This window comes from Polaromonas sp. P1_F6, assembly GCF_056405695.1.
Map to the genome: position 1 here is coordinate 867,821 of NZ_JBFUBQ010000001.1, position 13,253 is coordinate 881,073.

The following is a 13,253-nucleotide window of genomic DNA, read 5'->3' on the forward strand; positions in this document are numbered from 1 at the left end:
ACGGTCTAGAAGCGGTAACGCAGGCCTATGCTGGTGGTACTGAGGCGTTCCTTGCCGCCACCGGGGTACTTCATGTCATGTTCGTCCCACTGCAGCACCGCCGACAAGGTAGGGGTGAATGCCCATTCGGCACCCAGGCCGTACGACACGCCCCAATTGCTTTCGCTGCCTGTTGCAATGCCGGACGCAGGTGCAGCGGACACGTGGCTGCGTCCATAGGTCGTCCCCAGCTTGCCCAGCAGGTTGAAGGAGTTGCTCATTGGCAAACGGCCGACCAGGCTCAGGTTGATGCCTTCTGCATCGGTCTGCCCGCCGCCACGGTTGATCTTGCCGAAATCGGTATAGCCCAGTTCCAGTCCGAAGTTGTTGTTGAAATAGCTGCCGCCGTAGATGTTGTACGACGTGTCCCTGTTGTCGGAAGGAAAACCGCCGGCACCGCTTGGCAGGGAAAAGTCTGAGCTCCCCACGTTCAGGCCGAAATAGCGCGAGCCCGGTGCGTAAAACGAATAATTGCTGCTGGACGTGGTGTTGGACGATGTCGAACCGCTTTGGGCGTTGGCCCCTGCGGCCGCAGCCAGGGCAGCGGCGGCCAGCACGGTTGCGGAGAGTCTGCGGGTCAAGGATGGCATGGTGTTTCCTTCAATGGCTGAAATTTCGGAATGCACTTTTTCGTCTGGAAAAAGCGGCTTGATTGGCTTTCCGCTGTGAAATTTAAGGGTCGTACCCACACGCCGTTGTGAGGCTAAAAGTTAAAACGCTGTAGGACAAACGGAAGTTTGCGAAGGGGCTGAACCGCGGGGACGCTACCGCTGGTTTGCCAATGTGCTGCTGCTAAAGTCAGGGCATGCCCTCCATTACCTACCTGCCCGGAAGCACTCCGCTGGTTCTTGATTCCCCGCACAGCGGGACGATGTATCCGGCTGATTTCAGGCATGCCTGCGAGCTCGCCGTGCTGCGCAGCGCCGAAGACACTCATGTTGAAAAACTGTATGACTTTGCGCCGGCATTGGGTGCGCATTGGGTTGAGGCGCATTTCCCCCGAAGCTACCTGGACGCCAACCGCAACACCACCGAAATGGATGTGTCGCTGCTGGATGCGCCCTGGCCCGAACCGGTAGACGATGATCCCCGTGTCATGTCCAAGGTCCGCCTGGGCAAGGGGCTGATCTGGCGCACCACCGACGAAGGCGTGCCGCTGTATGACCGCAAACTGGGGGTGGCGGAAATCCAGGCGCGCATCGAGCAGTGCTGGAAGCCTTACCACGCCGCCGTGGCGCAGGCGATTGACGCCGCCTGGCGGCAGCGCGGCTACAGCATCCACATCAATTGCCACTCCATGCCGGCAGTGGCTTCGGGCAGCGCCACCGATTTTCCGGGTGAGGCGCATGCGGACTTTGTGGTCGGCGACCGTGAAGGCACAACTGCCAGCAAGGCGTTGTCGACACTGGTGTGTGAGAACCTGCGCGCGCATGGTTACAGCGTGGCCTATAACCACCCCTATAAAGGCGTGGAACTGGTGCGCCGCTACAGCAACCCGGCCGGGCACCGGCACAGCATCCAGCTGGAGATCAACCGCAAGCTGTACATGGACGAAACCACGCTGGAGATGACACCGGGCGCCGGGCCGCTGAAGGCGACGTTGCGCTCATTGGTCGAGGTGTTGCTGAAGACCGACCCGCGCACACTTTGATGGCGGCGCGCTGCGCTGTTCGGGTGACCACCATCACCTCCTTTTCATGAACGAACCAAACCATTCGCCACCATGCTCACCTTTTTCAGCGACAGCCACCACGACCATGCCCCTGTGTTTGAGTTTTACCGCGGTGAGCGCGTGCCGTGCTTTGAAACCCCGGCGCGCGCCGAATACATCAAGGCCCGCCTGAGCGAGCGCGGCCACGAGCTGCGCACACCCCAGGCCGACAGCCGCGCGCTGTTGGCCAAAGTGCATAGCGCCCGCTACCTGGCGTTTCTCGAGCATGCCTGGCGCGACTGGGTGGCGCTTGAAGAGGGCAACGACCAGCGGCAGCCTTTTCCCTCTGTCTGGCCCGTGCGTACCTTGCGCAGCGATGTGGAGCCCCTCAATTTCACCGCACGGCTGGGGCTTTATTCGATGGACAACGGATCACCGCTTTCCGCGGGGACCTGGACGGCCGCCAAGGCCGGTGCAGATGCCGCCGCTGGGGCTGCCGCCTTGTTGGCGACTGGTCAGTCCGCCGCGCGCGGCGTGTTCTGTTGCAGCCGTCCGCCGGGCCACCATGCAGGGGCCGATTTCATGGGGGGCTACAGCTTCCTGAACAACGCTGCGGTCGCTGCCCAGGCGTTTCGGGACGGCGGCGCCGCGCGCGTGGCGGTGCTGGACGTGGACTACCACCACGGCAACGGGACACAAAGCATTTTTTATGACCGCGCTGACGTGCTTTTTGTGAGCCTGCATGGCGACCCCTTGACCGAATACCCGTTCTACCTGGGCCATGCCGATGAAACCGGAGCGGGCGAGGGCGAGGGCTTTAACCTGAACCTGCCGCTGGCCGCCGGCTGTACGGTGCTGCGCTGGTTTGAGGCGCTGGAAGCGGCATGCCTGCGCATCAAGCAGCACCGCGCCGACGCGCTGGTGGTGTCACTGGGGCTGGACACCTTTGCCGAAGACCCTATCTCCAAATTCGCGCTGCTGCCTGGCGACTTTATCCGCCTGGGCGAGCGCCTGGGCAAGCTGGGGTTGCCCACGGTATTTGTGCTCGAAGGCGGTTACGCCGCTGCGGCGCTGGGCACCAATGCCGTCAACGTCATTGAAGGTTTTGAGGGCGTTTGATATGGACCAGGTCGATTGCGTGGTGATTGGTGCGGGTGTGGTGGGCCTGGCGGTGGCGCGTGCGCTGGCCTTGCAGGGCAGGGAGGTGATGGTGCTGGAAGCCGCCGACGCGATAGGCACAGGCACCAGCTCGCGCAACAGCGAGGTGATTCACGCCGGCATTTACTATCCGCAGGGTTCGCTCAAGGCGCAGCTGTGTGTGGAAGGCAAGGGCCTGCTGTACGACTACTGCGCGGAACGCGGCATAGGCCACAAGCGCTGCGGCAAGCTGATCGTAGCGACCAGCGAGGCTCAGGTGGCGCAGCTGCAGGCCATCCGTGAAAAGGCCGCCGCCAACGGCGTGAAGGACCTGGTGCTGCTGACCCGCGAAGAAGCCCGGGCGATGGAGCCGCAACTCGAATGCGTGGCGGCGCTGCATTCGCCCAGCACCGGTATTGTCGACAGCCACGGCCTCATGCTGGCGCTGCAGGGCGATCTTGAGAATGCTGGCGGACTTGTGGTGCTCAATTCGCCCCTGACCCATGCGGAGTGTGCGCAAGCAGCTATTAATTTAATAGCAAAAGACGGTACGGAGCTGCAGGCCAGGACTGTCGTCAACGCCGCCGGGCTGCAGGCCCAGCACCTGGCCAGCCGCTTTGCAGGCTTTCCGGCGCAGCATGTGCCGCCCAGCCACTACGCCAAAGGCAACTACTTCACCTTGCCCGGCCGTTCGCCCTTCAGCCGCCTGATCTACCCCGTGCCCGAAGCAGCCGGCCTGGGCGTGCACCTGACCATCGACCTCGGCGGCCAGGCCAAGTTCGGCCCTGATGTGCAGTGGGTCGAGTCACCCGACGACCTGGTGGTGGACCCGAAGCGCGGCGATGGCTTTTACGCCGAAGTACGCAAGTATTGGCCCGCGTTGCCTGACGGTGCGCTCATGCCGGGTTACTCGGGCATACGCCCCAAGATCCAGGCGCCCGATGAAGCCGCCAAAGATTTTCTGATCCAGGGACCGCGTGATCACGGCGTGGCAGGGCTCGTCAATCTTTTTGGTATTGAATCACCGGGGCTGACAAGCTCACTGGCGATTGGCGACTATGTGGGCCGGATGTTGCAAATGGCTTGATCTTTACTGTGCCGCCCAGCCGCCATCCATGTTCCAGGCCACGCCACGCACGTTGTTACCCGCGGGTGAGCAGAAAAACACCGCCAGCGCGCCCAGCTCTTCGGGCGTGGTGAACTGCAGCGAAGGCTCCTTTTCACCCAGCAGTTGCTGCTTGGCGGCCTCATTGCTGATGTTGCCCGCCGCGGCTTTGGCATCCACCTGTTTTTGTACCAGGGGCGTCAGCACCCAGCCGGGGCAGATGGCGTTGCAGGTGACACCGGTGGTGGCGTTTTCGAGGGCGGTGACCTTGGTCAGGCCCACGATGCCGTGCTTGGCGGCAACGTAGGCGGATTTTTCTGCAGAGCCCACGAGGCCGTGGACGGACGCCACATTGATGATGCGGCCCCAGCCCTTGCCGCCGTTGGCGGCCAGCATGGCAGGCAATGCCAGGCGGGTGGCATGAAAGGCGCTGCTCAGGTTGATGGCGATCACGGCGTCCCATTTCTCCACCGGGAAGTTCTCCACGCGAGCCACGTGCTGGATGCCGGCGTTGTTGACGAGGATGTCGACCTGGCCGAATTGCGCGGCAGCAAACCGCATCATGTCCTCGATGTCGGAGACCTTGCTCATGTCGGCCCCATGGTAGGCCACGCGTACACCCAGCGCCTCGATCTCGGCCTTCGGACCGTCCACGTCGCCAAAGCCGTTAATGACGATGTTGGTGCCTTGGGCTGCCAGCGCCTTGGCGATGCCCAGGCCGATCCCGCTGGTCGAGCCGGTGACGAGGGCTGTTTTACCTTTGAGCATGATGTTTCTCCGGATGATTTACGATGGTTGAGCTGGGATTCTGAACAGCGCGCGGTGCAGGCTGCGCATCACCGATTTTTCAAGCAATTATCAAGCCTTTGAATTGAACTGCCGCACCATGACCCAACCTACGCTGAACTACGTAAATTGCCCGGACGCCGCAGGCGGGCATCGCATGGCGTACTGGCAATGGGGCCGGCCGGACAGCGCGCACGTCGTGGTGTGCGTGCACGGCCTGTCGCGGCAGGGGCGCGATTTTGATGTACTGGCGCGCACGCTGTGCGAGCAGGCGCCGGACGGCATTCGCGTGGTCTGCCCCGATGTGGTGGGCCGTGGGGAAAGCGATTGGCTCAAAGACCCCATGGGCTACCAGCTGCGGAGCTATGCCGCCGACATGCTGGCGCTGCTGGGCCAGCTGCACGTGCAGGCGCCCGTGGTTTCGCTGGACTGGGTGGGTACCAGCATGGGCGGCTTGATCGGCGTGGCGGTGTGTGGGACGCCTGGTCTGCCCTTGCCCACGGCAGTGCGCCGGCTGGTGCTCAATGACGTCGGGCCGGCCATCCAGTGGCAGGCAATCGTGCGAATCGGCACCTATCTGGGGCAGGCCGGTCACTTCGGGTCGGTGCAGGAGGCGGCCGATGCGATGTGGGCGATTTCCCAGAGTTTCGGCCCGCACACGCCCGAACAGTGGTTGGCGCTGTCGCGTCCCATGCTCAGGCGCGTCTCGGACGCCGCCGATACCAAGTGGCGCCTGCATTACGACCCGGCCATCGCCGTGCCTTTCAAGCAGGAGACCGAGGACTCCGCGCGCCAGGGTGAAGCCGTGCTCTGGCAGCTCTACGACAATATCAAGGCCGAAACGCTGGTGATTCGCGGCAAGCAGTCGGACTTGCTGAGCCCCCAGACGGCCCAGGCCATGACGGCCCGCGGCCCGCGCGCCCGCGTGGTGGAGTTTGACGGCGTAGGCCATGCACCCACGCTGGTGGCTGCGGACCAGGTGACCGCCGTGGCGGGTTTCCTGCTTGGGTAGCACCCTGGTATTGAATTGGGTAATGCTGGGTAAGTGCCGCAATGCTGCACTGCCAGCCTCGCAACTATTTGACTGAAGTTTCATGAAAAGCAATGTGGTCGGGCCCGGTAGCCCCGCAGCCTCCCAGGGGGTGAATGCCTCCATCGTGACCGCCACGGCCGACAGCCTGCCGGACCAGCCGCATGCGCTGGCCCGTGCCCGGGCGTTTGCCGAGCCCCTGATTGCCAGTGAAACGCACGACACAGGCGAAAACATCCTGGCGCACGCTGATGCGGTGGCGGCCATCCTCAAAACCATAGGCGGCTCGGAAGCCATGCAGGCGGCCACCTACCTGGTGTATGCCTGCCAGCACCTGACCAAGCCGCAGGAAGTGATCACCAAGGCCTTCGGCGCCAACTACGCGGCGCTGGCGATAGAGACCACCAAATTGGTGCAGGTGCAGCGCCAGGCGCGTTCGGCCAATGCCAAGGCGCAACTGCTGGACGACCCGGCTGCGCAAACCGAGAACGTTCGCAAGATGCTGCTGGCGTTTTCGCGCGACCTGCGGGTGGTGATGCTGCGCCTGGCCTCGCGCCTGCAGACGCTGCGCCACTACGCCTCGACCCGGCAGACCGCGCCCCTGTCGCTGGCCTACGAGTCGCTGCATGTGTTTGCACCGTTGGCCAACCGCCTGGGCATCTGGCAGATCAAATGGGAAATGGAAGACCTGGCCTTCCGTTTCCTGGAGCCCGATACCTACAAGCAGACGGCCCGCCTGCTGGATGAAAAACGCGTGGAGCGCGAAGGCTTCATGGAGGCCTTGCGTGCGCAGCTGGAGCGCGAACTGAACCAGAACGGCATTGCCGCGCTGGTGCAGGGCCGGCCCAAGCACATCTACAGCATCGTTAAAAAAATGCGCGGCAAGTCGCTCGACTTCGAGCAGGTGTTTGATATCCGTGCCTTGCGCGTGATTGCCGCCGACGTGAAGGGCTGCTATGCGGCGCTGGGCTTCGTGCATTCGCGCTTTACGCCGGTGGACGGCGAGTTTGACGACTACATCGCCAAACCCAAGACCAATGGCTACCAGTCGCTGCACACCGTGGTGCGCGATGACGCGGGCAGGGCGGTGGAGATCCAGGTGCGCACGCAGGCCATGCATGACCACGCAGAGCACGGCGTGGCCGCGCACTGGGCGTACAAGGAGGCGGGGGCCAAAGGCTACGCGGGCGTGTCGGCCAGCAGCGAGTACGACGCCAAGATTGCTGTTCTGCGGCAGTTGCTGGCCTGGGAGCGCGATCTCTCGGGGCCAGCTGCCCAGCGAGCGCGTGATGACAAGCAGGGGCTCTTTGAAGACCGCATCTATGTGCTGACGCCGGACGCGGCCATCGTGGAGCTGCCGCAGGGCGCGACCACGGTGGACTTCGCCTATAGCGTGCACACCAGCCTGGGGCATCGCTGCCGCGGCGCGCGCCTTGACGGCGTGATGGTACCGCTCAACACCCCGCTGCAAAACGGCCAGACGGTCGAGGTGATCACCGTCAAGGAGGGCGGGCCGTCGCGCGACTGGCTTAACCCGGAACTGGGCTTTTTGTGCAGTCACCGCGCGAAGTCAAAAGTGCGCGCTTGGTTCAACGCGCTGGCGATGGAGCAGACGGTTGCCAGGGGCCGCGAAGCGGTTGAAAAACTGCTGCAGCGAGAAGGCAAGACGTCCATGAAGCTGGACGACCTGGCGGTGCAGCTCGGATTCAAGACGGCGGATGATTTGTTCGAGGTGGTGGGCAAGGACGAGTTGTCCCTGCGCACGATCGAAAACATGCTCAGGCCGCCCGAGCCGGCCATGAGCCAGGACGACTACGTGCTGGCCAAAAAGGCGCGTGCGCCCAACCCGAATGCCAAAAAAGGCAATGGCGGTGTGCTGGTGGTGGGCATGGGTTCCTTGTTGACCCAGCTCGCCAAGTGCTGCAAGCCCGCCCCGCCCGATGAAATCCTCGGCTTCGTCACCAAGGGCAAGGGCGTCAGCATTCACCGCAGCGATTGCAGCAACTTCCGCAACATGGCGAGTGGCAGTCCTGACCGCGTGATTGAGGTTGAATGGAACTCGCCCAAAACCGCAGACGGTGCGGTGTATCCGGTGGATGTGGCGGTGGAAGCCGCCGACCGCCAGGGGCTGCTGCGCGATATCTCCGAAGTATTCGCCAAGGAAAAGATGAACGTCATCGGTGTGCAGACACAGTCGGTGAAAGACAACCGCGGCGGCACGGCCTGGATGACCTTCACGGTGGAAGTGGCGCAGTCAGGCCGACTGAACCAGGTGCTGGGCATCGTGGCCGAAGTGCCCGGCGTGCGGTCCGCGCGGAGACGTTGAACCCGGCTGCAGGACTTTTTTCGGCAAATTTTCGGGGCGAAGCAAGATAGCCGTTTTGCTTTGCTACAATACGAGCTTCGAACAGTCCTTAGGCGCGTAGCTCAGCTGGTTAGAGCACCACCTTGACATGGTGGGGGTCGTTGGTTCGAGTCCAATCGCGCCTACCAATTCCCTCGACGGTTCCTGATCCAGATCTGCATTCTTTGTAATGCGGACTGGCACACAGGGTAAACCAAGGGGATTGAGTACATCAGAATTCCTAGAATGTATTGAGTCCCGGCGTTTCGACGCCGGTCGTCATTCAGAGGAGAAATCAGTGCCAAAAAGCAAATCCACCAGCCCGTCATCCGGCATGCCGCCTTCACAGGGCGACGCCTCTGCCGACGGCACTTCCGGCGCCAAAAGCGGCCGGGCTGCCGGTAAGGCTGCGGCTTCACGTGTGATCAAGAAGTACCCGAATCGCCGGCTGTACGACACCGAGACATCGGCCTACATCACGCTCACGGAAGTCCGCCAGCTGGTGATGGACAGTGCCGATTTTGTGGTGCGCGATGCCAAGACCAATGAAGACTTGACGCGCAGCATCCTGCTGCAGATCATCCTTGAAGAAGAAACCGGCGGTGCGCCGATGTTTACCGAAGCCGTGCTGGCCAACATCATCCGTTTTTACGGCAATGCGATGCAGAGCTTCATGGGCGCTTACCTCGAGAAGAACGTGCAGAGTTTTATGGACCTGCAGGTCAAGATGGCCGAGCAGTCCAAAGGGCTGAGCCCCGAAATGTGGGCGCAGTTCATGAATGCGCAGTCACCCATGATGCAGGGCATGATGGGCAATTACGTGGAGCAATCCAAAACCGTTTTTACGCAAATGCAGGAGCAGATGCAAAAGCAGAGCGAGCAGATGCTGCAGGCTTTCGGCCTGAAACGTTGAGTTAAAAGCCAGGGGTTGAATCTCTGGTGGTCCCTGGAAATCAGGGACCTGAGACAATACACCCCATGAGCGAAGTTATTTCCCCACCTGTTTCCGTAAACACCAAGCCCGCACCGCGCGTCGGCTTTGTCAGCCTGGGCTGCCCCAAGGCCTTGACCGATTCCGAGCTGATCCTCACGCAATTGAGCGCCGAGGGCTACCAGACCTCCAAGACCTTCGAAGGTGCGGACCTGGTCATCGTCAACACCTGTGGCTTCATCGACGACGCGGTCAAGGAAAGCCTGGACACCATCGGCGAGGCGCTGGCCGAAAACGGCAAGGTCATCGTCACGGGCTGCCTGGGCGCCAAGGCGGGCGAGGGCGGTGGCAACCTGGTGCGCCAGATGCACCCGAGCGTGCTGGCCGTGACGGGCCCGCACGCCACACAGGAGGTGATGGACGCGGTGCACCTGAACCTGCCCAAGCCGCATGATCCTTTCGTGGACCTGGTGCCGAATGCCTTTGGCATTGCCGGCATCAAGCTGACGCCCAAGCATTACGCCTACCTGAAGATCAGCGAAGGCTGCAATCACCGCTGCACCTTCTGCATCATCCCGTCCATGCGCGGCGACCTGGTGTCGCGGCCTATCGGAGACGTGCTCAACGAAGCGCGCGCCCTGTTTGAAGGCGGCGTGAAGGAATTGCTGGTGATCAGCCAGGACACCTCGGCCTACGGCGTCGATGTGAAATACCGCACCGGCTTCTGGGATGGTAAGCCTATCAAGACGCGCATGCTGGAACTGGTGCAGGCACTGGGCGAGATCGCCGAGCCGTATGGCGCCTGGGTGCGCTTGCATTATGTGTATCCGTACCCAAGTGTGGACGAAGTGCTGCCGCTGATGGCCACCGGCAAGGTGCTGCCTTATCTGGATGTACCGTTGCAACACAGTCATCCGGATGTGCTCAAGCGCATGAAGCGGCCAGCCAGCGGCGAGAAGAACCTTGAGCGCATTGCGCGCTGGCGCGAAATCTGCCCTGAAATTGTGATTCGCAGCACCTTTATCGCCGGTTTTCCCGGCGAGACGGAAGCAGAGTTCGACCATCTGCTGGACTTCATGCGCGAGGCCAAAATCGACCGTGCAGGCTGCTTTGCCTACAGCGCGGTAGAAGGTGCGACGGCTAACGATATTCCCGGTATGCTGCCGCTGGCGTTGCGTGAAGAGCGGCGCGCCCGCTTCATGGCCGTGGCCGAAGCGGTGTCCAGCCAGAAACTGCAGCAGCGCATAGGTGCAACCATGCAGGTGCTGGTGGATTCGGCGCCGGCGCTAGGCCGAAAGGGTGGCACCGGGCGCTCTTATGCCGATGCGCCGGAGATCGACGGCATCGTCAAGCTGTTACCGCCCGAGAAAATCAGCAAGACGCTGAAAGTCGGCGAATTCACCCGGGCCCGCATTGTCGGAACCCAGGGCCATGACCTGGTTGCCGTGCCTGTTTGATTAACGATACTGCGGACGCTAAACCGGGCCTGAAGAAGAGGCCCGGCCACAAAAAAAGCCACTGGGTCACAGTGGCTTTAATCTTGCTTTACTCCAGAGTCAGTTTAAGAGTCTGGAGAAGCTGTTTGGTGTATCTGGTGCCCGGGAGAGAACTCGAATCTCCACATCTTGCGATACACGGACCTGAACCGTGCGCGTCTACCAATTCCGCCACCCGGGCACAGCTAGCAGTGTACCATTACTTCAATGCTTTCTCAGGCTCGGCCCCTCAAATTTTCCTGAAATATTTCGGCTGCATACTTAAACCCGGCAGCCTCCAACGAAAAGAGACTTTCTATCAAAACAACTCACTCCCATCCGGGCGGATCGTCCGCCCATTCATCCGGTTTGCTCGCTGAATTCGAGGGCACCGTTTCCGGCCACCGAGACGGCCATGGTTTCGTATTGCGCGATGACGGCGAAGCAGATATTTACCTGCCGCCCAACGAGATGCGTGCAGTCCTGCACAAGGATCGCGTCAAGGCCCGCATCGTGCGGCACGACCGCAAAAACCGGCCCGAGGGCCGCGTCACGGAAATCGTTGAACGATCCTCGAATCCCATCATCGGCCGCCTGCTGCAGGAAAGCGGCGTCTGGCTGGTTGCACCCGAAGACAAGCGCTACGGCCAGGACGTCCTGATCCCCAAGGGCGCTACCGGCACGGCCAAGGCCGGCCAGGTGGTGGTGGTGCAACTCACCGAGCCGCCGGCGCTGTTCGGCCAGCCTGTGGGCCGCGTCAAGGAAGTACTGGGCGAGATCGACGACCCCGGCATGGAAATCGAGATCGCGGTGCGCAAGTACGGCGTGCCGCATGAATTCAGCGACGAAGCGCTGGCCCTGGCCCGAACCCTGCCGGACGCCGTGCGGCCTGCCGACAAAAAGCACCGCGTTGACCTGACGGACGTGCCGCTGGTCACCATCGACGGCGAAGATGCCCGCGACTTTGACGACGCCGTGTATTGCGAGCCCGCCAAAGTGGGCCGCGGCAAAGGCTGGCGCCTGCTGGTGGCGATTGCCGACGTGAGCCACTATGTGGAAACCGGCAGCGCCATCGACATCGACGCTTACGACCGCGCTACCAGCGTGTATTTTCCGCGCCGCGTGATTCCCATGTTGCCGGAAAAATTGTCCAATGGCCTTTGCTCGCTCAACCCGAATGTCGAGCGCCTGTGCATGGTCTGCGACATGCTGGTCAACGCCAAGGGCGAGGTCCACGCCTACCAGTTCTACCCGGCGGTGATGTTCAGCCAGGCGCGCTTTACCTACACTGAGGTCGCCGCCATCCTGGCCAACACACGCGGCCCTGAAGCTGCGCAGCGCAAGGCGCTGGTGCCGCACCTGCTCGACCTGCACGACGTGTACCAGGCGCTGCTCAAGGAGCGTGGCGAACGCGGCGCGGTGGATTTTGAAACCACCGAGACCCAGATTGTTTGCGACGAAGCAGGCCGGATTGAAAAAATCGTCCCCCGCACCCGCAACGTGGCGCACCGGCTGATTGAAGAAGCCATGCTGGCGGCCAACGTCTGCTCGGCGGACTTCATCTCGCAAAGCAAGCACGTGGGCCTGTACCGTGTGCACGAAGGCCCAACGCCCGAGAAGAAGGAGATGCTGCGCAACTACCTGAAGGCGGCCGGCATCGGCATGACCATCACCGATGACCCGGCGCCCGGCGAATTCCAGAAGATCGCGCTGGCCACCAAGGACCGGCCTGACGCACAGCAAATCCACTCGATGCTGCTGCGCTCCATGCAGCAGGCAATCTATACGCCGATGAACAGCGGCCACTTCGGTTTGGCCTACGAGGCTTACACGCACTTCACCAGCCCGATCCGGCGCTACCCCGATTTGCTGGTGCACCGCGTCATCAAAGCTGTGCTGAACAAGGCCAAGTACCAGCTCCCGACCCTGCCCACGCCGGGCGAGGCTGAGGCCAAGCTGTCCAAACGCCTGGCCGCGCGCGTCAAGGAACCAACGCAAAAACCGAAAAAAGCCAGCGCCGACGAACTCGCCTGGCAGGCGGCCGGCCTGCACTGCAGCGCCAACGAACGCCGCGCCGACGAAGCCAGCCGCGACGTGGAAGCCTGGCTTAAGTGCAAGTACATGCGCGAGCATCTCGGTGAGGAATTCGGTGGCGTCGTCACCGCGGCCACGGGCTTCGGCATTTTTGTCACACTGGATGCGATGTACGTCGAAGGTCTGGTGCACATCACCGAGCTGGGTGGCGAATACTTCCGCTTCGACGAAGCTCGCCAGGAACTGCGCGGCGAGCGCACCGGCATCCGATATGCCATCGGCACGCGGGTGCGGGTGCAGGTCAGCCGGGTGGACCTGGACGGCCGCAAGATCGACTTCCGCCTGGTGAACGAGGGCCAGGACCTGGTCGGACGCGCCATGAAGGACAAGACAGGCGGCCATGCGGCGGAACTGCCTGTACAGGAACGCGGCGCCTCGCGCCATGCGGCGGAGCCCCGAAGCGGCAAGGCGGGCAGCAAAGGCGCTGGAAAACGCTCGGAGTCGCGCTCAGGCGGCCGCGGCGGCGGCACAGCCAGCCGCGGCGCCAGCAGCAGTGAAAGGGCGCCCAAATCGCCCATCCAGGCCCTCAAGGCGGCTGTCAAGAAGGCGGCAGGCAATCCGCCGGGCCGCAAGCAGGGCAAGAAGCCGCGCCGTTAGGCATCGGGACACCATGAGATTTCAGTTCAAACCCTTTTTCCCGACTGTGTTCCCTGCGCATAAG

General features: G+C 62.4%; 10 protein-coding genes and 2 tRNA genes. 9 read left to right on the forward strand and 3 right to left on the reverse strand.

All coding sequences use genetic code 11. The features are described 5' to 3' along the window. Nucleotides 1-5: 5 nt before the first annotated feature. A complete protein-coding gene (locus AC1DY9_RS03955; RefSeq protein ID WP_477665843.1) occupies nucleotides 6-629 on the reverse strand; it encodes an outer membrane beta-barrel protein in 624 nt (207 codons plus the stop codon). A gap of 215 nt (nucleotides 630-844) precedes the next feature. Here AC1DY9_RS03955 and AC1DY9_RS03960 point away from each other — a divergent pair, with 215 nt between their 5' ends. The 3 genes from AC1DY9_RS03960 to AC1DY9_RS03970 all read left to right on the forward strand — a co-directional run bounded on the left by AC1DY9_RS03960 (nucleotide 845) and on the right by AC1DY9_RS03970 (nucleotide 3,914). Next, nucleotides 845-1,690 (forward strand): N-formylglutamate amidohydrolase, encoded by an 846-nt coding sequence (locus tag AC1DY9_RS03960; RefSeq protein ID WP_477665844.1) that lies wholly within the window; start codon nucleotides 845-847, stop codon nucleotides 1,688-1,690. 72 nt (nucleotides 1,691-1,762) lie between these two features. Then, complete coding sequence (locus AC1DY9_RS03965) at nucleotides 1,763-2,809, forward strand: histone deacetylase family protein (RefSeq protein ID WP_477665845.1); 1,047 nt, start codon at nucleotides 1,763-1,765, stop codon at nucleotides 2,807-2,809. Between the two features lies 1 nt (nucleotide 2,810). Continuing rightward, nucleotides 2,811-3,914, forward strand: a complete 1,104-nt coding sequence (locus AC1DY9_RS03970; RefSeq protein WP_477665846.1) for an NAD(P)/FAD-dependent oxidoreductase — start codon at nucleotides 2,811-2,813, stop codon at nucleotides 3,912-3,914. Nucleotides 3,915-3,917: 3 nt separating this feature from the next. On the opposite strand, the gene AC1DY9_RS03975 is transcribed toward AC1DY9_RS03970, so the two are convergent. Continuing rightward, nucleotides 3,918-4,700, reverse strand: coding sequence for a 3-hydroxybutyrate dehydrogenase (locus AC1DY9_RS03975; protein WP_477665847.1), 783 nt, complete (start codon nucleotides 4,698-4,700; stop codon nucleotides 3,918-3,920). 118 nt (nucleotides 4,701-4,818) lie between these two features. On the opposite strand from AC1DY9_RS03975, the gene AC1DY9_RS03980 reads away from it, so the two are divergent. The 5 genes from AC1DY9_RS03980 to rimO all read left to right on the forward strand — a co-directional run bounded on the left by AC1DY9_RS03980 (nucleotide 4,819) and on the right by rimO (nucleotide 10,480). Beyond that, a complete protein-coding gene (locus tag AC1DY9_RS03980) occupies nucleotides 4,819-5,730 on the forward strand; it encodes an alpha/beta fold hydrolase (protein WP_477665848.1) in 912 nt (303 codons plus the stop codon). Between the two features lie 82 nt (nucleotides 5,731-5,812). After that, a complete protein-coding gene (locus AC1DY9_RS03985) occupies nucleotides 5,813-8,074 on the forward strand; it encodes a RelA/SpoT family protein (protein ID WP_457280549.1) in 2,262 nt (753 codons plus the stop codon). Nucleotides 8,075-8,164: 90 nt separating this feature from the next. Further along, nucleotides 8,165-8,241 (forward strand) — tRNA-Val (locus AC1DY9_RS03990). A gap of 185 nt (nucleotides 8,242-8,426) precedes the next feature. After that, nucleotides 8,427-9,005 carry a polyhydroxyalkanoate synthesis repressor PhaR gene (gene phaR / locus AC1DY9_RS03995; RefSeq protein ID WP_457280980.1) on the forward strand — a complete coding sequence of 193 codons (579 nt, stop codon included), beginning with the start codon at nucleotides 8,427-8,429 and terminating at the stop codon, nucleotides 9,003-9,005. Nucleotides 9,006-9,070: 65 nt separating this feature from the next. Continuing rightward, a complete protein-coding gene (gene rimO / locus AC1DY9_RS04000) occupies nucleotides 9,071-10,480 on the forward strand; it encodes a 30S ribosomal protein S12 methylthiotransferase RimO (RefSeq protein ID WP_457280550.1) in 1,410 nt (469 codons plus the stop codon). 135 nt (nucleotides 10,481-10,615) lie between these two features. On the opposite strand, the gene AC1DY9_RS04005 is transcribed toward rimO, so the two are convergent. Then, a tRNA-Leu gene (locus AC1DY9_RS04005) sits at nucleotides 10,616-10,700 on the reverse strand. Between the two features lie 167 nt (nucleotides 10,701-10,867). On the opposite strand from AC1DY9_RS04005, the gene rnr reads away from it, so the two are divergent. After that, nucleotides 10,868-13,189, forward strand: a complete 2,322-nt coding sequence (gene rnr / locus AC1DY9_RS04010) for a ribonuclease R (RefSeq protein ID WP_477665849.1) — start codon at nucleotides 10,868-10,870, stop codon at nucleotides 13,187-13,189. Nucleotides 13,190-13,253: the final 64 nt, after the last annotated feature.